17 protein-coding genes and 1 pseudogene are annotated in these 24,084 nt (G+C 72.4%); 7 read left to right on the top strand and 11 right to left on the bottom strand.

Features of this window, described 5'->3' with window-relative positions; all coding sequences use genetic code 11:
- Window positions 1–110 precede the first annotated feature (110 nt).
- The 3 genes from ACEZDE_RS15975 (at window position 111) to ACEZDE_RS15965 (ending at window position 2,491) form a co-directional block, all read left to right on the top strand.
- A complete protein-coding gene (locus ACEZDE_RS15975; protein WP_380536887.1) occupies window positions 111–692 on the top strand; it encodes an RNA polymerase sigma factor in 582 nt (193 codons plus the stop codon).
- Complete coding sequence (locus tag ACEZDE_RS15970) at window positions 689–1,384, top strand: hypothetical protein (protein WP_380536886.1); 696 nt, start codon at window positions 689–691, stop codon at window positions 1,382–1,384. Before ACEZDE_RS15975 ends, ACEZDE_RS15970 begins: the two co-directional genes overlap by 4 nt.
- A 282-nt stretch (window positions 1,385–1,666) precedes the next feature.
- Window positions 1,667–2,491, top strand: coding sequence for a L,D-transpeptidase (locus tag ACEZDE_RS15965; protein ID WP_380536885.1), 825 nt, complete (start codon window positions 1,667–1,669; stop codon window positions 2,489–2,491).
- Between the two features lie 209 nt (window positions 2,492–2,700).
- Here the strand turns inward: ACEZDE_RS15965 and ACEZDE_RS15960 are convergent, their stop codons facing one another.
- From ACEZDE_RS15960 to ACEZDE_RS15945, 4 genes are all read right to left on the bottom strand, one after another.
- A complete protein-coding gene (locus ACEZDE_RS15960; protein ID WP_380536883.1) occupies window positions 2,701–2,874 on the bottom strand; it encodes a CsbD family protein in 174 nt (57 codons plus the stop codon).
- 107 nt (window positions 2,875–2,981) lie between these two features.
- The gene (locus ACEZDE_RS15955; protein ID WP_380536882.1) at window positions 2,982–4,457 is read right to left on the bottom strand and encodes an MFS transporter; all 1,476 of its coding nucleotides are present in this window, start codon (window positions 4,455–4,457) and stop codon (window positions 2,982–2,984) included.
- Window positions 4,458–4,791: 334 nt separating this feature from the next.
- Window positions 4,792–5,679, bottom strand: a complete 888-nt coding sequence (locus ACEZDE_RS15950) for an SGNH/GDSL hydrolase family protein (RefSeq protein ID WP_380536881.1) — start codon at window positions 5,677–5,679, stop codon at window positions 4,792–4,794.
- A gap of 302 nt (window positions 5,680–5,981) precedes the next feature.
- Complete coding sequence (locus ACEZDE_RS15945) at window positions 5,982–7,409, bottom strand: serine hydrolase domain-containing protein (RefSeq protein ID WP_380536880.1); 1,428 nt, start codon at window positions 7,407–7,409, stop codon at window positions 5,982–5,984.
- Window positions 7,410–7,651: 242 nt separating this feature from the next.
- Here ACEZDE_RS15945 and ACEZDE_RS15940 point away from each other — a divergent pair, with 242 nt between their 5' ends.
- Window positions 7,652–9,361, top strand: a complete 1,710-nt coding sequence (locus ACEZDE_RS15940; RefSeq protein ID WP_380536878.1) for a hypothetical protein — start codon at window positions 7,652–7,654, stop codon at window positions 9,359–9,361.
- A gap of 7 nt (window positions 9,362–9,368) precedes the next feature.
- On the opposite strand, the gene ACEZDE_RS15935 is transcribed toward ACEZDE_RS15940, so the two are convergent.
- Window positions 9,369–11,627: an NB-ARC domain-containing protein gene (locus ACEZDE_RS15935; RefSeq protein WP_380536877.1), complete on the bottom strand. Its 2,259-nt coding sequence runs from the start codon at window positions 11,625–11,627 to the stop codon at window positions 9,369–9,371.
- A 306-nt stretch (window positions 11,628–11,933) separates the two neighbouring features.
- Here ACEZDE_RS15935 and ACEZDE_RS15930 point away from each other — a divergent pair, with 306 nt between their 5' ends.
- Window positions 11,934–13,628 (top strand): hypothetical protein, encoded by a 1,695-nt coding sequence (locus tag ACEZDE_RS15930; RefSeq protein WP_380536875.1) that lies wholly within the window; start codon window positions 11,934–11,936, stop codon window positions 13,626–13,628.
- A 95-nt stretch (window positions 13,629–13,723) separates the two neighbouring features.
- Here ACEZDE_RS15930 and ACEZDE_RS15925 read toward each other — a convergent pair whose 3' ends face one another.
- From ACEZDE_RS15925 to ACEZDE_RS15915, 3 genes are all read right to left on the bottom strand, one after another.
- Entirely contained in the window at window positions 13,724–15,940 is a 2,217-nt protein-coding gene (locus ACEZDE_RS15925) for a hypothetical protein (RefSeq protein WP_380536873.1), read from the bottom strand.
- Between the two features lie 122 nt (window positions 15,941–16,062).
- The gene (locus ACEZDE_RS15920; RefSeq protein ID WP_380536871.1) at window positions 16,063–16,503 is read right to left on the bottom strand and encodes a hypothetical protein; all 441 of its coding nucleotides are present in this window, start codon (window positions 16,501–16,503) and stop codon (window positions 16,063–16,065) included.
- A 515-nt stretch (window positions 16,504–17,018) separates the two neighbouring features.
- Complete coding sequence (locus ACEZDE_RS15915) at window positions 17,019–17,696, bottom strand: TetR/AcrR family transcriptional regulator (protein WP_380536869.1); 678 nt, start codon at window positions 17,694–17,696, stop codon at window positions 17,019–17,021.
- Between the two features lie 107 nt (window positions 17,697–17,803).
- Here ACEZDE_RS15915 and ACEZDE_RS15910 point away from each other — a divergent pair, with 107 nt between their 5' ends.
- A complete protein-coding gene (locus tag ACEZDE_RS15910; protein WP_380536867.1) occupies window positions 17,804–19,255 on the top strand; it encodes an MFS transporter in 1,452 nt (483 codons plus the stop codon).
- A 59-nt stretch (window positions 19,256–19,314) separates the two neighbouring features.
- Window positions 19,315–19,866: a MarR family winged helix-turn-helix transcriptional regulator gene (locus tag ACEZDE_RS15905; protein WP_380536865.1), complete on the top strand. Its 552-nt coding sequence runs from the start codon at window positions 19,315–19,317 to the stop codon at window positions 19,864–19,866.
- Window positions 19,867–19,931: 65 nt separating this feature from the next.
- Here the strand turns inward: ACEZDE_RS15905 and ACEZDE_RS15900 are convergent.
- The 3 genes and pseudogenes from ACEZDE_RS15900 to ACEZDE_RS15890 form a co-directional block, all read right to left on the bottom strand.
- Window positions 19,932–21,207, bottom strand: a pseudogene (locus ACEZDE_RS15900) (chloride channel protein); the annotation flags it as partial.
- Window positions 21,208–21,396: 189 nt separating this feature from the next.
- Entirely contained in the window at window positions 21,397–23,040 is a 1,644-nt protein-coding gene (locus tag ACEZDE_RS15895) for a C40 family peptidase (protein WP_380536863.1), read from the bottom strand.
- A gap of 72 nt (window positions 23,041–23,112) precedes the next feature.
- Window positions 23,113–23,760, bottom strand: a complete 648-nt coding sequence (locus ACEZDE_RS15890; RefSeq protein ID WP_380536861.1) for a peptidoglycan-binding domain-containing protein — start codon at window positions 23,758–23,760, stop codon at window positions 23,113–23,115.
- Window positions 23,761–24,084: the final 324 nt, after the last annotated feature.

Below are 24,084 nucleotides of genomic sequence, written 5' to 3'. Positions count from 1 at the left end.
GGTGGCCGGGGGCGGGGGTGCCGTGCGCTGCCGTTGTAACGCTTTGCGGCATCTGACACTAGAACGCTCTGTAAGGCATCGCACCTGTGATCAATCGTGAGGAGTCGTCTGTGCCAGCGGAGCGTGCGTCAGCGCCGCCGACCAGGGATCCGGCCGGGTTCGCCGTGTTCTACGAGCAGCAGTTCGACACTGTGCTCAGCTTCGTCACCCGGCGCGTGGACAGCGCCCACCAGGCCGCGGATCTGACCGCGGACATCTTCGTGGCAGCCCTGGAGGGAGCGCACACCTACGACCCGCGGCGCGGTGCGCCCACCGCGTGGCTGTACGGCATAGCGCGCAGCGTCCTCTACGCGCACTACAACGGCACGGCGCGGGAGCGGAGCACGCTTGCCCGCATCAGCGGGCAGCGGCTGTTGGGCGAGGAGGCGATCGGCGCCATCGAGGCCCGGATCGACGCCGCCCGGACCGCCCGTCAGCTCGGGGCCGCCCATGCGGCGCTGTCACCGCCGCTGCGCGAGGTGCTTGATCTGGTGGCCCTGGACGCACTGTCCGTCAGCGAGGCGGCGCAGGCGTTGGGAATCACCGCGGCCACCGCGCGCGTGCGGCTGCACCGTGCTCGCAAGGCCCTGCGCAGTGCCGCCTGGGGCCACCGCGCCCCCCGTGAGACCACTCTTCTGGAGACTGCCCCGTGAACGCTCTGGACGACTTCAAGAAGCAGCTCGCCGACGAACTGCTCGACCACGCCACCTCCCTGCCCCCCATGCCCGGCGGTCGCCGCATGCGGCCTCGCCCGGCCACGCACCGGATCGCTCTCACCTTCGCCCTGGCGACGGCAGCCGCTGCCGCTGTCGTTGCGCTGCCGCTGTCAGCGCCGACGCACGGCCCCGGCCAGGCCGCCCCCACCCCGCGCGGCAGTGCGTACTCGGCCGCGCCCTCGACCACGCCACGCCCCTCGCACAGCACGGACTTCGGCGGCCTGGACATCGTCACCGCCGACTACGCGGTGCGGTCCAGGCCCGGCGGTGTGGTCACCGTGCAACTGTTCACCCTCAAGGGCCAGGCCGGACTGCAGGCCACCCTCAACCGGGCCGGAATTCCCGCAGCCGTGATGGTGGCCTCGCCCGCGTGCCACGCCACCGGCCCCGCGCCGAAGAGCACCGGGAAGGACACACTCCGGCGGCTGCTGAAAGTGCTGCCGCCGCCAACCCCGGGCAGCTACGACTCCAGCCACGGCATCCGCGACATCCACCCCGCCGCGATGGCCCCCGGCGATCACCTGCTGTTCATCGCCCCTGCCGAGGGCACCCCCCTGAACTACCTGGTGGTGAGACTGGTCCGGCAACTGCCCAGCTGCATCGCCTCCACCCTGCAACCCGTCTACTAGACACCCTCCCCCGCACGGCTGCCCGGCCGGCGGGCGTCGAACACACCACAGAACCAGAGGCTGAGCTACACCGTGACATCTGTGCCCAAGACAATCGCAACGGCGGTGCTGGCAGCCACGACGGCGTGGGGCCTGTGCGCCTGCACCAGCCAGTCCGCCTCCGCGTCAGCGTCGGCAACGTCAGCGGCTGCCGCGACAAGCGCAGCCGGGCAGGTCCCGGGAGCAGGTTCCCCACCCGCTCCCGGCGCGAGCGCGAGCAAGACAGCGCCCCACGGGCCCGCGATGCTGCTCGACAGCATCGCCCCCCAGAGCGGGAGCACGGTGGGGGTGGCGATGCCGATATCCGTGGTCTTCAGCAAGCCGGTCGCCGCCTCCGCCCGCGCGGAGATCGAGAAGCACCTGAAGCTGACCACCTCCGTCCCGATCACCGGCGCCTGGCACTGGTTCAGCTCCAGCCGGGTGGACTTCCGTCCCAAGTCCTACTGGCCCACCGGCACCAAAGTCACTCTCGACGCGCAGCTCACCGCGGTCGCGGACGGCAACGGCCGCTACGGCGTCCACTCCTACCTGCACACCTTCACCATCGGCGCGGACGACGAAGCCCACGTCTACGCCGACCGGCACCTGATGAAGATCTACCGCAACGGAACGCTGGTCAAGACCTTCCCCATCGACGCAGGCAGCGCGGCCTACCCCTCATGGAGCGGCACGATGGCGGTCATCGACAAGTCCCGCGAAGTCCTCATGGACTCCTGCAGCGTCCACATCGCCTGCAGCAAGAGCGACCCGAACTACTACCACGCCTACTACCCGCTCGCCGTCCACCTGACAGCCTCAGGCACCTACGTGCACTACTCCGACGGCGACCCGCAGCCAGGACACAGCGCTGGCTCCCACGGCTGCATCCACCTCTCCATGACCAACGCCCAGTGGTTCTACGACTTCGCCCGCGAGGGAGACCCGGTCACCATCACCGGCACACCCCGGCAAGCCGCCCCGGCCTACAACGGCTACGCCGACTACAACATCAGCGACTGGACCACCTGGACCTCCCCCACCAGCAGCGGCTTGGGCCAGATCACCACCACCGTCACCCCGCCGGCTTGACATGCAACTGATCGACATCGCCGTGCTGGACGACCTCTGGTTCGAGGAACCGGTCTCCTCCGACGACCTGCCCTACTCCGGGCAGCTCCCCGCACGCCCACCGTGGGAAGGCACTCCCCGGGCCGCAGGCACCGGGCCGATCTGGGTGCCAGTGGCCGGAACCTCGCCCGTGCGACCGACCTCCCACGATGGTGCTGCGGGGTGGGCCGTCAGTCCTTGAGTGCGTCCTTGGCTTTTTCAACGGCCTGCTTGGCGTCGCCCTTGACCTGGTCGACCTTGCCTTCGGCCTGCAGGCGCTCGTTGCCGACTGCCTTGCCGGCCGCTTCCTTCACCTTGCCCTTGAGCTTGTCCGCGGTGTTCGCTGCCTTGTCGTCGGCGCCCATGGTCATCTCCTTCGTCGGTGTGAGGCAGGTCCTGCCTCACAGGCTCGCCTACCCCGTGTTGCGTCACCTACGGGTGGAATGCACCGGGCACCCGTGTGCCGCGGGCCTCAGGCCCGCACGGCGCTCAGCGGAGCGGCGAGCGATTCCAGGCTGCGCCGTTCCGCCTTGACCCCGATGGCGGCCTCCACCAGTCCGGCGGCGACCATGAGCGCGGCGCCTATGCAGAACGCGAGCGTGGTGTCACTGGGTTTGCCGCTGTTGACCAGGTCGTTGAAGACGAGCGGTCCGGTGATGCCGCCGAGTGCGGTGCCGATCGCGTAGAAGAATGCGATGCACAGTGCCCGGGTCTCCAGCGGGAAGATCTCACTGACGGTCAGGTACGCCGAGCTTGCTCCGGCGGAGGCGAAGAAGAGCACCGCGGTCCAGCAGGCGGTCATGGTGGTGGCGCTCAGTGAGCCGTTCTGGAACAGCGCGGCGGTCCCGAACAGGAGCACACCGGAGAGGATGTAGGTGCCCGCGATCATGGGTTTGCGGCCCACGGAGTCGAAGAAGTGCCCGAGCAGCAGCGGGCCCAGGAAGTTGCCTACCGCGATCACCGCGAAGTAGTAGCCGGTGCTGCCCTGCGGAACCTTGAAGAAGGTGGTCAGGATCACCGCGTAGCCGAAGGTCACCGAGTTGTAGAGGAAGGCCTGTCCGACGAACAGCGACAGGCCGAGCACGGTGCGCTTGGGGTAGGTGCGGAAGACCGTTTTGGCGATGGTGGTGAAGCTGATCGGGCCCAGTTCGCGGACCTTGATCCGGTCCGCGGGGTCCACCGCGGGGAGTTCTTCGCCGGTCTGCTCGCGCACGGTCCGCTCGACCTCGGTGACCAGGTCCTCCGCTTCCTGGACCCGGTTGTGGGTGAACAGCCAGCGCGGGCTCTCCGGGACGTGCCGGCGGACCAGCAGGATCACCAGGCCGAGCACCACACCGATGCCGAAGGACAGCCGCCAGCCGATGTCCGTGGCGAACAGCGAGGTGTTCAGCAGCGCGATCGAGGCGAACGCGCCCACCGCGGCGCCGATCCAGAAGCTGCCGTTGATGACCAGGTCGATCCGTCCGCGCACCCGGGCCGGGATGAGCTCGTCGATGGCCGAGTTGATCGCGGCGTACTCCCCGCCGATGCCGAAGCCGGTGAAGAACCGGCACAGGAAGAAGAACCACGCGGTCCAGGCCAGACCGCTGACCGCGGTCGCCGCCAGGTAGACCACCAGGGTGACCATGAACAGCTTCTTGCGCCCGTACCGGTCGGCCAGCCTGCCGAAGAAGAGGGCGCCGGCACAGGCGCCCGCCACGTACAGGGCCGCAGCCCAGGTCGTCACCTGACCCGTGCTGATCGCCAGACCGCTGCCGTGCTCCGACAGCCGCCCGGCGATGTTGCCGACGATGGTGACCTCAAGCCCGTCCAGGATCCAGACCGTGCCCAGGCCGATGATGATCCGCCAATGCCACCGCGACCACGGCAACCGGTCGAGCCGTGCTGGAACGTCCGTCTCCACGACTTCGCCGCCACCGCCGCCGACCGCTGCGCTGGTGCTGCTCATGGCACGCCTCCCGGTGGGCTCCGCTTTCCACGACCGCCCCGTCCCTTCCGGGCGGCTTTGGATTCGTCTGCCCGGGTGGCCGTGACTGAACCCAAGCGGCCGGGAAAGATCGACATCCGCATCAGCTCAGCCCGTGCGCCCGTGCGCCCGTCGACCGTCGCATCGAGACGTAGCACCTGCGCCACGGCCAGGCACACCGGTGCCGAGTCGGACCGGCGCGGCGGACAGCCCAGCCACCGCGTTTTCGGATCGTGCCCCGTCGCGGTGGCGGTCAGTGATCACCGGATCACCGTCGAGCACTGACCGCCGAACCGACGTGGGCCAGGGCCAGGGTTCAGCCGAGGCCCAGGGTGCCGGCCACCTGGGCGGCCATCTTGGACTCGCCGAGGGCGTTGGGGTGGACGGGCACGTAGTTGGTTCCGAACAGCAGCGGTTCGATCCAGCGGGTGCCGACCGGCTGGCAGGCGTCGTGGCCGTTGGAGGCGGACGACACGTCGACGTAGGTCGTCCCGGTGGCCTGGGCGGCGCGCTGGATCGCGGAGTTGAGGTGTCCCTCCAGCTCCCGCAGGTAGGGGATGTCACCCGAGGCGATCGGCATCTTGGCGAAGCAGCCGGGGACGGCCGCGGCCGGCACGATCCACGGGTAGCCGATGATGGCGACCCGCGCGTTCGGCGCCTTGGCCTTCACCGCGTTCAGCGCGGCCACCAGGGCCGGGTAGGTGGTGGAGTCGATCTGGTTGTCGAAGGTGGAGCCGTAGAGGGACGAACACGGGTGGCCGAAGCCGAGGGTCACCACGCCCGCCGAACCGCAGGCGAGGATCGCGTCGATGAAGGTGTTGTTGTCATTGCCGCCGATGGTCATCGTGACCAGGTTGGTGCTGCTGCTCAGCGCGTTCAGCTGCGGTGCGACGCCGGGGTACTGCGATCCGGCGAAGTCCTTGGTCTCCGCGCCGCCGCAGGTGACGTCGGTGAGCTTGGCCCCGATCTGGGCGGCGAGGTCGTGCGGGTAGTTCGCCGTCGATCTGGCGCACTCGAGCGGAGCACTCAGGTCCAGCGGGAGCACGCCCGAACCGGCGCTGTAACTGTCGCCCAGAGCAACGTAGTTGACGGTGGAGGCGGCGGACGCCTGGACCGGCGCGGCGATCGCGAGACCGCTGGTCACAGCGGCGGCGACGGCGAGGGCGGCGAGCCGCCAGGGACGGGAGGCAGCACGGATCGACATGGGGGTCTCCTGATTCCGGGGGTGGTCCGTACAGGGGGTGCGGGGGGGTGCGGGGGAGGTGCGGGCATAGCGGATCGACGCCGGGCACAAGGAATGCCCGGCGTCCGGCAGCTGTCAGGGACGCTTCGGCGAAGTTACCGATCGGAAAGTTACTCACGGGTCAGAACATTGACAAGGCTTCTGACACGAATGGCGCATGCCGCTCGCACGGTCGATCCGACACCCCGGAATTGACCCGGGACAGCCGATCAGGCCGAGGTGGTCAGGGCAGCAACACGTCCAAGAGGTGCCGGAGTGCCGGCCTACGCCACGTCCGGGCGTGTCATCAGCGGTGACCGCACGTGCAGTTCCAGGCTGGGGCCGGTCAGGGGCACGGTGCTCCAGGTCGCTGTCGCGGTTCCCGCGTCGGCGTCGACGCTCAGCCGAACGCGGTGGGGGGTGGTGATGACATACAGGTCGGCGACGTAGGTGCTTCCCTGCCACGCGCCCGCGCTGACGATCGGTCGGCCGAGCGGAGCGCTCTCCCGCCAGTCGCCGTGACCGACCTCGACCTCGAGGAGCGATTCGAACCGCACGAGCCATCCGCCGTCGGCGGGATCGACCGTGACCGTGGTGCCGTCGGGCAGTGCCGACCCCTCGGCCGAGGCGTCGAGTCTCGCGCTGACCGCACGTCCCGGTGCGGCCGAACCCGGCACCGGCTGCAGCGACAGTCGCCGCAGCCGGTCGGCGAGGACAGCGTCGTCCTGGGCGCTGTCCGGGTGACCCACACCGGGCAGCAGGCACTGCCACACCGCGTCGAACACCTCCTGGGACTCTCCTTCGGCGGTCACGGCGACGACGAGACCGTGCGACGGGACCACCATGCACTGCTGCCCGTAGGAGCCATGGCCGTGGTAGCCGTGACGCGACATCCAGAACTGGTAGCCGTAGCCGTAGGAGAAGTCCCTCTGGTCCGATCCGTCCAGGATCCACTCACTGGCGATGTGCCGCCTGGTCGCCCGCTCCACCCAACCGCGGGGGACGAGCTGCTGGCCGCCCCACGCGCCTGCGCACCGCAGCAGCTCACCGAAGGCGGCGACGGCCTCGGTCGTCAGATGCAGCCCGTGGAATCCGAAGGCGGCACCGCTGCCCACCCGGTCCCACTCGGCGTGCTCGATGCCCATCGGCGTGAACAGCCGCGCGTCCAGGAACTCCGGAAGACCACGACCCGTGACCCGCTCGACCATCCGGGCCAGGAGGTAGGTCGTCGAGTTGTCGTAGACGTGCCGCGTTCCCTCGACCGCAGCGAACGGCAGACCCAGGAAGCCCTTCGCCAAGTCGTCGGGTTCCCGCTGCCACGCCTCGGCGAGGCTGTCGGCGCGATGCCCGGCCGTCATCGACAGCAGGTGGTGAACCGTGATGCGGCGTCCCTGTTCCGAGACGTCGGCCGGGACGTGGTCGGGCAGCACGTCCACCACGCGGTCGTCCAGCGAGAGCAGTCCGTCGCCGATCGCGAGCCCCACAGCGGTCGAGGTGAACGACTTGGTCAGCGAGTAGAGAAGGTGCGGCCGGTCGGCCGAGTATGGCGCCCACCACCCCTCGGCCACCACGTGACCGCGGTACACGACCATGACGGAATGGCTCTCACCCGATCGCGCTTCGAGCATGTCCAGCATCGCGGCGATCGCACGAGACGATATCCCCGACGCAGACGGCGCCGAACGCGGAAGCAGGATGCGCTGAGACGACATCCCGGCTTTCTAACACACCCGCACAGGGACGCTGAAACGAGTTTCGGCGACACCGCCGCCCGACACCACGTCTGTCGCGGCGATCGGAGGGCAACTCCGACGCCGGGGCCGCCCTCCCCCGCGCGCCCGGTCCCACTCCCCGGCTCGGCGCGCCGGGGAGTGGTGGGTTCCGGGGCGGGTGCGGGGCGGTTCAGTACGCTGTCCGGTGTCCCCCAGCCGTACCGTCCGAGCCCGGAGTCACCTTGGCGCTGTTCCGCCCGCCCTTCCGCCGACGTGCGGACGACGAGCGCTGGAACACGCTGCCCGTGGACGGGGAGGTCCTGGCCGTGGCGCGGACGCTGACCTCGGCGACCCGGGTGCTGGACGCCCTGCTGGTGCTCCCGTCCCGGGTCAGCCTCTACTTCACGGTCAACCCCGGCTCCGCCTTCACCGCCGGTCTCGACGCCTACGCGCAGGCGCTGGAACGGGAGGGGGTCACCGTCCTGCCCTGGCCGGACGCCGTCGCCCGGAGCTTCGACGTGGCGGTGGCCTGCGCGGTGCACCGTTCCATGAGCCGGCTGCGGGCCCCGCTGGTGATCATGCCGCACGGGGCCGGCTACAACCGGCTGGTGCGCCAGTCCACCGGGGACGGCTCCTCCGCCGCCGGGCTGTCGCGGCGCGAGCTCACCCACCGGGGCAAGGTGTTCCCCGCGGTGGTCGGGCTCTCCCACCCGGGGCAGTTCGAGCAGCTGCGGCGCTCCTGCCCGGAGGCGGTGACCCGGGCACAGGTCGTCGGCGACCCGTGCTTCGACCGGATCAGGGACAGCCTGCCGCAGCGCGACCGCTACCGCGCCGCGCTGGGCGCCCTGGACGGGCGCAAACTCGTGGTGGTGAACTCCACCTGGAGCGGGCACTCGTTACTGGGACAGCACCCGGACCTCCCCCTGCGGCTGGTCCAGGAACTGCCGGCCGACGAGTTCGCGGTGGCCCTGGTGCTGCACCCCAACATCTGGGCCCGGCACGACCCGCACAAGCTGATGCGCAGCGCCGAGGCGGCCGGGCTCATGGTCATCCCGCCCCAACGCGGCTGGCAGGCAGCACTGGTGGCCGCGGACTGGGTCGTCGGAGACCATGGATCGGTCAGCTTCTACGGGGCCGCCCTGGACCGGGTCACCCTGCTGGCGGCCACCGGGGAGGCGGAGTTGGACCCGCACTCCCCCACCTACGCCTTCGGGCGGACCGCCCCGCCGCTGGACCCGGGCCGCGACCTGCACGCCCAACTGCTGCTGGCCGCCGAGCAGTACGACGGGGCGGCGCTGCGCGCGGTCACCGACCTGTCGCTGGGCGAGCCGGGACAGGCCACCCGGAACCTGCTCAGGATCCTGGGCCCGTTCGTGGGAGCCGTCTCCACCCCCAAGGACCAGGACTCCCCCGTCCCCTACCCCGACCCGCGTCCGGTCACCGGCCGTCCGACCGCCTACGACGTCACCGGCGAGCGGGACGGACGCGCGGTGCGGATCCGCCGCTACCCGCTGAGCACCGAGCCCGTGGCGGCCCGCGGCTTCTACACCGTCACCTCCGAGGAACCCCGGCTGGGGCTGCGGGCGGTCGCCGAAGTGGTGGTGCGCGAACACCCGCACGGAGAGCTGCCGCCGGCGGCCTGGCTCGCCCTGACGGCGGATCAGCTCCCCGGACTCAACCTGGCGGTCACCGCACTGGACCGGGACTGCGCCCTGGTCCGGCTGCGCTCGGGACTGCTGCTGGAGGCCACCGCGGTCAGGCCCTGGGGCTCCCCGGAGACCGCGCTCGACCCGACGCTGCTGGGCGCGGCGCTGGGTGTGTGGCTGACCCGGGGCGGGTCCGGAGCCGAACTCACCGAGCAGGAGCTGACGGTACACACCGGTGATCGGGTGGCGGTGCGGGTGCGCTTCAGCGCCCGCCCTGGAGACCGGGACTGTCGACCCATCAGCTGACCGATCATCAGCTGGGATTCGGCGGTGCCGGGTCGTCTCGGGGTGCCACCCCCGCCTCCCGGCGCAGTTGCCGCCGCCTGGTCTCGGCGGCCTCCCGGACGGCCGTGTCCCCACTCCCCGTCGCCAGTTCGAGCACCAGCTCGACCGCCTGCGCCTCCTTCGCGATCTGGCCCAGCTCCGCGGCGATCGCGACCGCGTCCCGCGCAGCCGCCAGAGCCTCCGCCGACTCCCCGGTGGCGTGCAGGACCCGGGCCCGGACCAGGGCCAGCCGCATCAGCATCGGCTCGTCGGCCCCGTCCTCGGCGGCGGCCACCGCGCCGTCCAGGACCCGCAGGGCCTCGGCGTGGCGGCCGGCCGCCAGCAGGGCCTGGGCCAGGTTGTAGCTCTGGACCACCAGGCCGTGCGGGTCCCCGGCGTTCGCCGCCAGCGCCTCACCGAAGTCCCGTACGGCCTGCTCCGGGTCGCTCTGGGCCAGGCGCAGCAGGCCCTGCGACTCCCACAGCACCCCGGCCAGGCGCGGGTCGCCCACCAGGCCGAGCTTCTCCTGGGCCAGGTCCAACTGCTCCTGGGCGGCCGGGTAGTCGGCCATCTCGTAGTGGGCCCGCGCCAGTTGGTTGCGCATCCGGATCTCGGCGTCGGCCCGGCCCTCCCACTGGGCCGCCTCCACTCCCAGCCGGTGCGACTCGATCCAGTCCGCGAAGTGCTTGCGGGAGTGGTAGAGCGCCCACAGCGACTCGCACAGCTGCCAGACCTCCTCGTGCCAGCCCCGGTCCGCGGCCGTGTGCAGCACCGCCAGCAGGTTGCCGCGCTCGGCCTGGAGCCAGGCCAGCGCGGCGGCCCGCCCGGTCGGCGCCCGCTCCACCGACCCGGCGTCGGGGGCGGGCTGCAGCCGGAACCGCTTCCCCAGCACCTGGCGGTCCGCCGCGGCTGCCTGGTCGCGGTAGAACGCCACGATCTGACGCAGCACCAGCTCGCGCTGCTCCGGCGGCCAGGCGTGGTGCGCCCGGCGGCGGGCGTGCAGCCGCACCAGGTCATGGGCGCGGTAGCGGTCCTCTCCGCTGTCGTCGTCGACGCTCTCGTCGATCAGGTGGGCGTGCAGCAGCTCCTCCACCGCCTGCTCCACCGACCGGACCCCGGCGGCCCGAGCCAGCTCCGGGGTGAACAGCGGACCGGGGTGCGTCCCGATCACGTAGTACAGCTCGCGGGCCGGATCGGACAGGTGCGCGTAGACCGACTCGAACGCCTCCTCCACCCCGGCCTCCCTCCCTCCGACCTGCCCCGCCTGCCCCGCCTGCCCCGCCTGCTCCGCCGACACGGGCCCGGCCGACCCGACGCCCCCAACGCCTCCGGCCGCTCCGGCCTCCCCCGCCGAGAACGGCTCCGGATTCCGCTGCCGTTCCGCGAGTTCGGCCACCACCCGGCCCATCCGCATCCGGCTACGGGTGATCATCTGCGCGCCGACCGCCTGCAACGCCAGCGGCAGCCCGCCGCACAGCCGGACCAGCTCCAGCAGCTCGCCCTCGCTACCCCGCTCCTCCCCCAGCCAGCAGCGCACCAGCTCACTGCCCGCGTCGGCGCTGAGCGGGCCGACGGCCACCGGCCTGGCGCCCTCCAGCACCAGGGCCTCCAGCCGGGTCCGCCCCGCAGCCACCACCAGCCCCGAGGAGGGCGTCAGCGCCCTGGCCTCGGCGGCGTGCTCCACCCCGTCCAGGAAGACCAGCAGGCGCCGGTCCGCGGTCACCGTCCGGTACAGGTTGGCGCGTTCGCCCAGCGAGGCGGGGATGAAGTCCTCGCGCACGCCCAGGGCGCGGACGAAGCCGCCCAGCACCTCGCCCAGGTCCACCCCGCCCGCCCGCCGGACCGCCCCCAGGTCCGCGTACAGCTGCCCGTCCGGGAAGCGCTCCCGCCGCTGGTGGGCCCACTGGGCAACCAGCTCGGTCTTGCCGACCCCGCCCAGCCCGGTGCAGGTGACCACGACGGGCCGGTCCGCACTGCGCTCCAGCGCCTCGTGCAGGGCCTCGTTCAGCGCCGCGATCTCGGCCTGCCGGTTGACGAACACGGCGCGCGGCGCCCGGATCTGGCGCGGTGTCAGCGGCGCCGGCGGCGGGGCGGGGGCCGGGGCGGCGTGGACGTGGACCTGGTCGATGGAGCCGGCCTGGACGAAGGCCCCCTCGAACACGCCGCCGGAGACGGTGTTGTCGACCGCGCCCCGACCCACCGCCCCCAGACCCACCGCGCTCCCACCCGCATCGCGGCCCACGGCCATCCGTTGTCTCCCTCCGGGCGGCGCGGCGCTCCCCGCACAGTTCACCAGCAGTCAGCCTACGGTGTCGGCACGGCCGGACGGCTCCCTTGGCGAAGACCCGACACGCGGTGTCCCGGGCGGCGGCCCGACGCGGCAGAACGGGCCCGATGGCCTAGGTTTGGCCTTTGGTAACCTGCTCCGGTCCCGTCGGGGCCCCGAATCGAATGGTGACGGCTCAGCTGTATGGGTGCTGGAAGCATGGCCGCGAGCCGCGAGCGGGCCTGATGTCGACACCTCCCCTGATGCCGACACGTCCGCGGGGCCGCTGTGCGCGCTGACGTCGCCGAGTGGAGGGGCCTCGGCGCCGACGCGCCGCGGTGGCGCACGTTCACACCCGAACGCCGACTGCTGGTCGCCGCCCGGACGGTGACCTCCGCGGTCCGGGCGCTGGAGGTGCTGCCGCTGCTGGTGCGCGGCGATCCGCGGGTCGACGTCGTCTTCGCCTACGACCCGGGGTCGGCGTTCCACCACGGCGTGCTGGACCTCCTGCACGAGCACCGCTGCCGGGTGCTCCCCTGGCACCAGATCGGTGAGGCGGACCCGCACCTGGTGCTGAGCGCCAGCGAGAATCTGGACCTGCCGGACGGCGACTGCCCGCTGCTGGTGCTCCCCCACGGCATCGGCTTCCAGAAGCAGGTGCCCGACTCCCGCGGGCCGCTCACCCGGCTCTCCGGGCTGGTGCCGGAACGGCTGCTGCCGCGCACCTGGCTGGCCGTCTCGCACCCGGACGAGCTGCGGCAGCTGGCCGCGCTCGACCCCCGCGCCGCCGAACGGGCGGTGGAGCTGGGTGATCCGTGCTTCGAGCGGCTCCGGGCCGGCTTGGGCAGCCGACCGGCCTACCGGGCCGCGCTCGGCGTCCAGGACCGGCAGCGGCTGGTCGTGCTCAGCTCGACCTGGGGCCCCACCTCGCTGCTCGGACGCGACCCGGCCCTGCCGTCCCGGCTGCTGGCGCAGCTGCCGCTGGACGGGTACCGGGTCGCCCTGGTCACTCATCCCAACGTCAGCTCCTGGCACGGCAGTTGGCAACTGGACTCGCTACAGGCCGACGCCGTGGCGGCGGGCCTGGCGCTGGTGCCGCCCACCGCGGGCTGGCAGGCCGCGGTCACCGCCGCCGACGTGCTCGTGGGCGACCACGGCTCGGTGACGCTGTACGGGGCGGCCCTGGGCCGACCGGTGCTGCTGGCCGCCTTCGGCAGCGACGCGGTCCCCGGCACGGCCGGCTCCCTGCTCCGGCACACCGCGCCGCACCTGGACCCGGACCGTCCCCTGGCCGGACAGCTCGCCTCCGCCGTCCACGACCACCGACCGGAGCAGGGGCGGCGGCTGGCCGAGCGCGCGTTCGGCTACGGCGAGGGCGCCGTCGACCGGCTGCGGGAGACCCTGTACGGGCTGCTGAAGCTGTCCGAGCCGGACGCCCTCGTCCCCCGGCTGGCCTTCCCGGTGCCGCGGCTCACCCTCCCGCGGCCCCCCGCCGCACTGGTCGACACGACCTGCGCGCCGTCGGCCCAGGACCCGCTGGACCAGGGCCGGGCCGTGGTGGAGGTACGGCGGCGACCCGCCGCCGTCTCGGCCGCGGACCGGGAGCCACCGCCCCGCGACGGGTTCCGGCACCTGTCCTGTGCCCAGGACGAACCCGACCTGCAACTGCTGCACAGCGCCTCGGTGGTGCACCGGGCCGCCCCGGCCGCCACCGCGGTCGCGGCCAGGCGCTGGGCCCTGGCGGTGCTGGAGGACTTCCCCGGGTGCAGGCTGGCCGCCGTGCCGGTGGACGGCGGCTTCCTGCTCTCAGTGCGGGGCGGACGTCTGGTGCGGGCCTCGGTGACCGGAGGCGGGGCGGATCCCGGGCTGGTCGCCGCGGCCCTGTACAGCTGTCTGCGGGCGGGGATCCGGGTCGACGACGTCACGGTGGAGCTGCGGGTGGGCGACCGGGAGCTGGACGTGGCGCTGCGAGCCTTGCCCTGAAGGGCACCTGAACGGCCGTCAGGCCCATGCCCCCGAACTAACGTCAGCCCGACCGTGTCTGAATGGCCGTCAGCCTTCCAGCTTCTGACCAGCCGTCAGCCCTCCACCGCACCGCCGTCGGCGGCTGGACCGCTGTCGGCCGTCGGCGGCAACGCGTCCAGCCGGGTGCGCAGCACCGCGGCCTGGGGGCTGCCGCCGTCGCGGTGGACCTGCCAGGCCCGCTCCAGCTGGAAGCGGACCTCGGCATCGGCGCTGCCCCCGGCCTCCAGCAGGTCCGCCAGCTCCACCCGGGCCTGCGCCTCGTAGTGGGTGGCGTCCAGGGCGCACAGCCGGTCGGCAGCCGCCGCCAGGTCAGCGGCTGCCGCCCCGACCTCCCCGGTGCGGATCCGGGCCCGTCCGCGTGCCGCGATCGCCCGTGCCGTCATCCGGGCGTCCCCGCAGGCCTGGAGCCCGGCGACGGCCTGCTCCAGCGTCGCCACCGCCGCTGCGCCCCGGCCGGCCGCGCTCTGCGCGCCGCCGAGGAACAGCAGGGCCAGCGCCGCACCGCGCGGCTCCCCGGCCTGCTCGCTCAGTTCCAGGCAGCGGACGAAGGCCTCCTGCGCGCGCTCCAGGTCGTGCCGCTCCAGGTAGCGGCCCCAGAACTCCTGCACCGATGCCCGCAGCAGCAGATGCCCGCTCAGTTCGGCGCAGAGCAGCGCGCGTTCCAGCTGGGTTCGGGCCTCGTCGTCCTGCCCCAGGTCGAGCAGCGGGCGGGACAGCATGCTGCGCAGGCGCGCCTCGGCGTCGGGGCGACCGTCCCGCGCGGCGGCGGCTGCGCCGGTCCGCAGCACCTCCTGCCATTCACCCAGGTGGCGGTGGTGCAGGTAGAGCGCGGTGACGACCTCCGCCAACTGCCAGGCGGGACGGTCCCAGCCGTAGCGCTCGGCCTCGCGCAGGACCGCGAGCAGCGCCGGGCGCTCCGCCTCCAGCCAGGCCAGCGGGCTCCTCGTGCCGTCGGCGAAGGGGTCAGGGGCCGTGCCGACCAGCGCGCCGAGGTCGGCGACCCGCAGCCGGTCGGCCCGGATCGCGCGGTCAGCCAACGCGCTGAGCTGCAGGTAGTGGGCCAGGACCCGGGCCGGGACGGCGGTCCGCTGCTCCGGGTCGTCCTCGGCCTCGGCCAGGGCGCGGGCATGCAGCCGGACCAGGGAGTGCAGCCGGTAGCGGTCGTCGGGTTCGGGTTGCAGCAGCCCCGCCTCGACCAGCTCGTCCAGACCCCGCCGGGCGGCGGAGGGCGCCAGCCGGAGGGCCGCGGCAACCGTCCCGGCGTCGAACAGGGGGTACGGCAGCAGGCCGAGCAGCCGGTACAGGCGGCCCTGCCCGGCGGACAGGTCACGATAGGCGAGGTTGAACGCACCGGACACGCTGCTCTCCTTGTCGCCCGCGACACCGGAACCGCCGCTGCGACCGGACAGCGCCGCCAACCGGTCCGACTCGTCCGCGAGTTCGTCCGCCAGCGTGGCCGGGGTCAGCCAGCGGTGCCGGTTCAGCCGCGCGGCCACCACCCGCAGTGCCACCGGCAGGCCGCCGCACAGGTCGACCAGGCGCTCGGCCTGGTGCGGGTCCGCGTCGAACGCACCCGCGCCCGCACCGGCGAGCCGGGCCAGCAGCCGGGCCCCGGACACCCGGTCCAGCGGCGCCAGCGCCAGCAGCCGGGCCCCGTCCAGGGAGAGTTCCCCCAGGACCGCGGTGCTGGTGGCGAGCACCGCGCTGCCGGGGCTGCCCGGAGCGAGCGCGGAGATGTGGCCGGGCTCGGTGACGTCGTCCAGGACGATCAGCAGCCGCCGCCCGGCGCACTGGGAGCGGTACAGCGCCAGGCGTTCGGCCAGGGTGGACGGGAGGTAGTCCTCGGCCACGCCCAGCGCCCGCAGGCACCAGGCGGCGGCCTCGGCCAGGTCCCCGCCGATCTGGTGCCTGCGCAGCGCGGCGAAGTCGACGAACACCTGGCCGTCCGGGAAGCGGTCACGGGCCCGGTGCGCCCACTCGCACGCGGTGGCCGTCTTGCCGACCCCGGGCAGCCCGCTCAGCAGCCCGACGGCGTCCTCGTCCGCGCGGGTGTGCTGGTCGAGCCAGCCGTCCAAGGACGCGAACTCCGCGCTGCGGTTGACGAAACTCCTGGCCCGGGGGATCTGGTCGGGCTTGGCGCGGCCGGCCTGGGCGGCATGGTCACAGGCGAAGACGATCCCGCCGTGGTTGTGCCCGATCTGGACGTGGGCCCCGTGGACCGTGGCCGACGACTGGTTGGTGATCTCGTCGCTGCCGTGCTCGTGCCCCATCGAACCCCCGATTCGTGATGGCCTGTCAGGGGCCGGTTCCCACGCTACCGGACGGCCGCGACCCGGGCGGGTCGAAGACCGGACGGCGCGAGGGGCGTGTCCCCCGCCCTCCTCCTGCGCCGCTACCGCGCGGCGGGTCCCGGTCCCGCGTGGAAGACCTGGCCGCCGTGCATGTCCCGACCCATGATCACCGTGCCGTGCACGACACCGCCGCTGAGCGTGTTGTTGACCACCGTGCCCTGCTGCTCCGCCGGACCCTGGCCGACCTCGTCCAGCAGTGCCCGCAGCTCCGCCGCCGCGGCCGGGTCCGACTGGAGCACGCGGCGCAGCCGACTGCGCCACTCCGCCTCCACGTCCGCGACCGCCGTCTCGTCGCCCGCCTGCCGGGCCGCGACCAGCTCCGTGCGGGAGGCCTCCAGATCCGCGGTGACCGCGGCCGGATCCGCGCCACGCGCGAACAGCCGCCCGATCCGGTCCCTGGTCTGGGTCCACAGGTCGGTCGCCATCAGTCCGACGATCGTCGTGGCCCCCGACCCCACCAGCCCGGCCAGTTCCGCGTCCATGCTGTCTCTCCCCCTGTGAGTACGTGTCGCCGACCAACCGTAGGCGCTGGTGGCGCCGTTGGGGAAGAGTGCCCGGGGCCGGGCCGGGGCCGGCCGCGAACCGGCGGATGCCGGGGTTGTGGTCGGTGGTGTCGATGCTGGCGAGCCGCCCGTCGGCGGAGATCCGCCCGTTCCAGGCCTCGTCCGGCGAAGTGAACAGGCGCTTCGGCGCGTTGGCGGCGGCGGTGCTGACCGGTCAGAGGCCGAAGTGATCGGGTGCGGCGGCGGTGATCACGGCGCGGTCCCCCCGGCAGGCGGTCCCGATGCCGCGCAGGGTGTAGGTGCGGCAGGTCCGGGGTGAGGTCGCGGCTGTCGCCGCCGTCCAGTGAGGTAGCCCAGACGTGGCCGAGCCTCCGAGCAGCCGAACTGGCCAAGGCAGCAGGACGACAGGCCACCGCCGACGCGGTTGCGCGACGCGATCAGGCCGGAGGCCGCGGCTGACCCGCAGCTGTGGAGGGCCCCGTCGGCCCGCGCTGTCAGCGACGCCCCGCCGCACTGGAGTTGGCGAGGTGGGCGACTCCGGAGAGGAAGACCTCGATGCCGAGGGTGTAGAAGGCGTCCGGTTGTTCGCAGGTGGTGAGGGCCGGAGCGGCGGCGACCAGGTGCGGGTAGCGGGTCGGGTCGAGGGAGAGGAACGCGGCCCGTCGGGAGCGTTCCTTCTCGGCCTGTTCGTCGGCGGCGACGCCGGGCTGCGGCGCGCCCGGTTCGCTGCCGACCAGGGAGATCAGGGTCCACAGCGCCTGGAGGCTGAGCTGGGCGCCCTGCTCGGGGGTGAAGCCCAGCCGGTCGAAGACCCCCAGCGTGGTCTCGGTGACATCGAAGCACGGCTTGTTGCGCCCCGCGCCGGTCCGGGTGAGCAGCGGGGCGGCCTGCGGGTGTGCGCGGAGCACCGCCAGCATCGCGGCGAACAGTGAGCGGAGCTGCTCCAGGGGTTCGAGGCCGGGATCGGTGTCGACGTCGGCAAGGCTCCAGAGGCGTTCGGACACGGCCAGCAGCAGTTCGTCCTTGTTCTTGACGTGCCAGTAGACCGCCATCGGCGTGAAGCCGAGCGACTGGGCCAGCCGCCGGATGGTCAGCGCCTCCATGCCTTCGGCGTCGAGCAGCCTGAGCGCGCCGTCCACCAGCGTGTCCTTGCTGAGCTTCGGCTCCACCACCCGACCCCACCTCCGTCCGACCGCGCCGATTGACAACTGTACGGCATACAGGGTTTCCTGGGCCGCGTAACTATACGTCGTACAATAACGCTGTACAGGAGCCGGGCATGCCGCTGCCGTCCAGGCGCTGGGGGACCCTCACCGGAGTCTCGCTGGCGTCGTTCATGACCTTCCTCGACAACAACGTGGTCAATGTCGCGCTCCCCTCCGTCCAGCGTGACCTGCACCTTTCCCTCTCCGGCCTGGAGTGGGTGGTCAGCGCCTACATCCTGGTGTTCTCCGGCCTGATGCTCGTCGGCGGCCGTCTGTCCGACCTCTACGGCAGGCGTCGGATGTTCCTGACCGGACTGGCCGTGTTCACCGCGGCCTCGCTGCTGAGCGGGCTGGCCGGAAGCGAGTCCGTGCTGATCCTCGGCCGGGCCCTCCAGGGCGTCGGCGCGGCGATGACCATGCCGTCGACGCTGGCGATCATCTCCGCGACGTTCACCGACCCGAAGGAGCGGGCCCGCGCGATCGGCATATCGTCGGCGTCCGGCGCGCTCTCGCTCGCCCTCGGCCCGCTCACCGGCGGCTTCATCAGCCAGCACTTCCCCTGGGGCTGGATCTTCCTGATCAACGTGCCGATCGGTGTGGCCGCCATCGCCGTCGCCGCCTACTCGATGCCCGCGCAGCGTCCGGTCGGCGGACGTTCGCTGGACGTCCCCGGGCTGCTGGCCTCGACGCTGATGCTGTTCCCGCTCACCTACGCGCTCATCGAGGGCCACGACCGGGGTTGGTCCTCGCCGCTGATCCTGGCCGCGTTCGCCCTGGCCGCGGCGGCCTTCGGGACGTTCCTGGCGGTGGAGGCCCGCACCGCCGACCCGATGGTGGACCTGTCGCTGTTCCGGTCCGCGGTGTTCAGCGGCGGCAATGCCGCGCTGGTCCTGTGGGGCTTCGGGGTGATGGGGGTGTACTTCTTCACCGCGATGTACCTGCAGAACGTGCTGGGCTTCTCCCCCACCCGGGCAGGCGCGGCGTTCGTGCCGATGGCGCTGCTGATGGCGGTCACCGCGGCGATCGCCGCCCCGGTCTCGCACCGGTTCGGGGCGGCCCGGGTGGTCGGCTCCGGCCTGACCCTGATCGTGGTCGGACTGCTGCTGGCCGCACGGGTCGGCGAGCACGGGAGCTTCCTGGACCTGATGCCCGCGTTCGTCGCCCTCGGGATCGGCTCCGGATTCACCATGATGCCGCTGAACGGCGCGGTCATCGCGGTACTGCCGCCGGAGCGGGCGGGCGCCGCCTCGGGCATCCTGAACACCGGCCGCGAGGTCTCCGGGCTGCTCGGCGTCACTGTCATCGGCGCGATCCTGACCGGGCGTCAGTCCTCGTCGCTGCGCGGCGGCGCGACCCCGCTGCACGCGTTCCTGGACGGCTACCGGTTCGCCATCGTCATCGCCGCGGTGATCGTGGCGATCGGCGTCCCGGTGGCGCTGACCACCCTCCGCGGCGCTCCCCGCCGCAGGCAGCCGACACCACCGCTCAGCACCGCCCCCAGCCCCGGCCTGGAGAACGCGGGCTAGAACCCCCGGGCGGGTGGGCAGGTTCGTCTTCGTGGCGGCGAGCAGGTAGAACTACTCACATGCGCGAACCTCAGCCCGCACCGGATCTGGTCGACGTCGACGAGGTGGTGGACGCCATGGTGACCGCCTCCCGGGTGCTGGTCGCCGTCTCCGCCCGCTCGCTGGCGGCGATCGAGGAGGCGCTGACCGTCCCTCAGTTCCGGATGCTGGTGGTGCTGGACAGCGGCGGCCCCACCAATCTGACCGGGTTGGCGGAGCAGTTGGCGGTCAACCCGTCCACCGCGCTGCGGATGGTCGACCGGCTGACCGCCGCCGGGATGGTCGCCCGCGACCACGATCCCGCCGACCGGCGCGTGGTGCTGCTGACCGCGACCGCCGCCGGACGCCAGGTGGTGCGCCAGGTCACCGACCGCCGTCAGGCGGAGATCACCAGGATCGTCTCGACCATGCCCGCCGAGAGCCGCGGCCCGATGGTCGCCGCGCTACGGGCGTTCGCCCGGGCCGCCGGGGAGGAGCCGGTCGCTCCCGGCAGCGGCGGCTCCGGCTCCGCCGGCGGTTCCGGCACCCGCCCCGGCTCAGACTCCGGCCTGGGGCTGCCCGGCTGGACCTGACGGAACCGGGACGACGGCGGCGACCGGGCCAGCGGGGTTCAGGCCAACGACCGCGTCGTCCTGCTCCGGCGCGTCCAGGTCGACGCCCCTGCGGCGCAGCTTCGCGGTGTAGACGGTCTCGTGGGACAGGGCCCGGCTGACGCCGGTCGCCAGCACGATGGCGGTCATCAGCGGCAGGATGATGCTGTACTCCCCGGTCAGCTCGAAGAGGATGATCACCGCCGTAATCGGCGCGCGGGCCGCACCGGCGAAGACCGCGCCCATCCCGACCAGGCCGTACGCGCCGACCGGTCCGGCGACGTCCGGCAGCAGGTCGTGGGCGGCGATCCCGAAGGCCGAGCCCAGCATCGCGCCCATGAACAACGACGGGGCGAAGACGCCGCCGGAGCCGCCGATGCCGATGGTCAGGCTAGTCGCCACGATCTTCCCGACCAGGAGCAGCAGCAGGAAGCCGATCACGTACCTGCCGCCCACCGCGTTCTCCAGCACCGGGTAGCCGACCCCGTACATCTCCGGCAGGAGCAGCAGCAGCACGCCCAGCAGCAGGCCGCCGACCGCGGGGCGGGCCCACTCGGGGCCGCGCCAGAGCGCGTCGCAGGCGTCCTCGATCCGGTAGAGCACCTTGCTGAAGCCCACCCCGAGCGCCCCGGCGACCACGCCGAGCAGGGCGAACAGCAGGTACTGGGACAGGTGGTCGACCTGGAGCGCGGGCAGGTGCAGGAAGGGGTGGTTGCCCAGCGCCGCACGGCCGATGACGCTGGAGGTGACCGACGCGAGCACCACCATGCCGAAGGACTCGGCGGTGAAGTCGCGCAGGATCAGCTCCATCGCGAAGAACACCCCGGCCAGGGGCGCGTTGAAGGTGGCCGCGATACCGCCCGCCGCTCCGCAGGCGACCAGGATCTTCAGCCGGTCCTCGGCGACCCTGACCCACCCGCCCAGGCTGGACCCGAGCGCGGAGCCGATCTGCACGATCGGCCCCTCCCGCCCCACCGACCCGCCGCCGCCGATGCACAGCGCCGAGGCCAGCGACTTGACCAGGGCCACCTGCGGCGCGATCCGGCCACCGCGCCGGGCGACCGCGTACATCACCTCGGGCACCCCGTGGCCGCGGGCCTCGCGGGCGTAGCGCTGCACCAGCGGCCCGTAGACCAGTCCGGCCAGGACCGGCGCCAGCAGCACGAACCAGCGCCCCAGCCAGGGCACCTGCGGGTTGGCGGCGTGACCGGCGGCGGAGTAGTCGGCGTGGCCGGACAGCAGCAGCGTGAACGTCTTGATCATCCAGCGGAACGCCACCGCGCCCAGCCCGGCCCCTGCGCCCACCAGCAGTGCCAGGGCCAGCAGCCCGCCTTTGGACTCCTGGAGCAGCGTCAGCAGCCGAGCCGGGGAGGGCCTCACCGGGGAAGGGTGCACGGTGGCGTCGTCATCCATATTTGCATTATGCAATGTTTGCATGGACAAAAGGAAGCCGGGGCGCCCGCCACCGCCGCTGGGAGGTGGCGGGCGCCCCGGCAGGCGTGCCCCGACCGGTCAGTCCGCGACGGGGACGGTGACGCTGTAGTGGTAGTAGCCCAGGAGCGGGTGGCTGGAGTTGTCGGCGTCGCTGACCGGCTCCTCGCGGACGTTGGTGCCGGTGTCGAAGGCGTTGTACATCATCGGGACGCCGCTGACGGTGCCCGCGTAGATGCCGACGTGGTCGGTGTTGCCGGTGCTCAGACCGAAGAAGATCAGGTCACCGGGGACCGCCTTGCTCAGCGGGACCAGGGTCGCCAGCGGGTTGGCGATCTCGTTGTCGGTGCTGCCGGAGCCGAGGACGTCCCGGTTGGCGGCCTCCGCGTACATCAGCCGGGCGAAGCCGGAGCAGTCCAGGCCCACCGTGTGCGAGCCGTAGCAGACGCCGTTGTCGTAGCCGGCGTCCGGCGCGATGCACTGGCCGATGCCCGGTCCGGGGGTGGTCGCGTGTCCGCCCGCGTAGGAGTACGGCATCGGCGGGCTGGTGGCGATCATCGCCTTTGCCGCGGCGACCACGTACGGCTGGATCGGCTGGCCCTGACCCGGGCAGCCGGTCGGCGGGCAGTAGTACGCGCCGTCGTTGTAGAGCGCGGCCTTGGTCTGTGCGCCGACCTGGCCGTCCACGCCGATGCCGCGCGCGGCCTGGTAGGACTCCACCGCGGCGACGGTGTGCACGCCGAAGTCGCCGTCGACCGCGAGGTGCGCGCCCCAGGAGTTCAGGAAGCTCTGGAGCGTGGTCACGCAGCCGTCGTGCTCGTTCGCGGCCATGTTGGCCGGGCAGGAGGACGACCGCAGGTTCAGCGGGGCCGGTGCGCCGGGCGCGGTGCTGACGCCGCCGTAGAGGGCGGCCTTGGTCTGCACGCCGACCTGGCCGTCCGGGTGCAGGCCGTTGGCGGTCTGGAAGGCCTTCACCGCCGCCAGGGTGTTGGCGCCGAAGTCGCCGTCCACCGAGATGCTCGCGCCGTGCGCGACGAGCAGGCTCTGCAGCGTGGTGACGCAGCCGTCCAGCTCACCCCCGGCGATGTTCGCCGGGCACTGCGAGGACTGCAGGTTGATCGCCGGCGGCCCCTGGGTGCTCAACCCGTAGAGGGTGGCCTTGGTCTGCGGGCCGACCTGGCCGTCCACGCCGATGCCCTGCGCGGTCTGGAAGGCCTTGACCGCCGCCACCGTGTCCGCGCCGAAGCCGCCGTCGATCGACAGGTGCGCGCCCTGGCGGTCCAGCAGGCCCTGGAGTTCGGTGACGCAGCCGTCGTCCTCGCCGGTGACCATGTTCGCCGGGCACTGGGCCGAGGTCAGCGTGATCGGGTCGGGGACGGAGCCGGAGCTGACGTACAGCGCGGCCTTGGTCTGCGGGTCGACCTGGCCGTCCACGCCGATGCCGGTCTCGGACTGGAAGGTGCGGACCGCGGCCACGGTGCCGACGCCGAAGCTGCCGTCCACGCCGAGGCCGAAGCCGTGGGTGTTGAGCAGCGTCTGCAGCTCCACCACGCAGCCGTCGTTCTCGCCGGTGACCAGCTTCGTGGGACAGGAGGCGGAGTTGAGGTCGATCGGGGCCGGGGTCGCCATGGCCGGCGACGCCAGGCCGCTGACCAGGACCGCGCCCAGGGCGACCGGGAGCAGGGCGCGGCGCGCTGCCCTCAGGCGGGATCGGCTGAGTTTCACAGGGGTCTCTCTCGGGTCGTCGGATGCCGGAGTTCGGAAAATCGGTTCTTTTTCAACAAGGCTGACGTTGTGTCAGAAGTCCTCGGAGTTGCTCCAGGCCGTGTCGGTGCCGTTCGCGTAGTGCATCGAGACGCCCGCGAACAGGCCGCGCCCGCTGGCGCTGTACTCGTAGGTGGTCACGCTCGACGTGCCGTACTGCTCGTGGACGCTGGACACGTTGTAGTCGACGTCGGGCGTGGAGTTGTTCGCGGCGAAGAGCACCCCGGAGCAGTAGTAGCCGCTGGGCAGGCCGCTGGCGGTGATCGTGACTGATGCTGTGTCAGCCGCCCCGTCCACGTTCAGGGTTGCCTTGCAGGAGCCGCCGCCGCCGTACTGGGTGGTGCTGAGGTTGCCGATCAGGTAGTCGAGGGTGCCCTTGGTAATCGGCCCCACCTGGCCGTCCACCGAGACGTTGGTGATGAAGCCGTGCATCGTGGTCTGGTACGACTCGACCGCGGCGAGGGTGTGGGCGCCGAAGTCCCCGTCCACGCTGAGGCCGTAGCCGAGGGTGTTCAGGCGCTCCTGGAGGTAGGTGACACAGCCGTCGTTCTCGCCGTCGGTGAGGCTTTTCGGACAGGACGTGCTGTTGTAGTTGATCGCGGACGGGGTCGCGGACGCGGTCGGCGCGGCGATCAGCAGCAGCGCGACGGTGGCGCCGGTCGCCAGGGCGGCTCTGAACACGGTGGCTCCAGGGGGGTTGAATGAACGGCAAGAGGTGGGTGAGAACATCCCGGCGGGACGTCTCCCGCAGCGGAGGGACGGGCCGAGCCTGACGGCTGCCGGTCCGACCCACCAGCCCGATCGGACATCTGCCGGGTTCACGGGTCGTCAGCCACTCTGACCTGCGGCTGAGTTGACCCGGACGACGGTGTGACGGGTCGTCGGCAGCGGTTCCCGAATGACAGGTTCCACACAAAACCCGGGCTCCCCGCACATCCCGACACCTGGTGGCGCTACGATCCCGGCCGAGGCCTCAGGGGAGTCTCGTTGGGGGAACGGAGTGGT

The sequence above is a fragment of the Streptacidiphilus cavernicola genome (genome assembly GCF_042510955.1).
Taxonomy (GTDB): domain Bacteria; phylum Actinomycetota; class Actinomycetes; order Streptomycetales; family Streptomycetaceae; genus Streptacidiphilus; species Streptacidiphilus cavernicola.
Note: the sequence above shows the minus strand (reverse complement) of the source record. Positions and strands in the feature narration are given on the sequence as shown.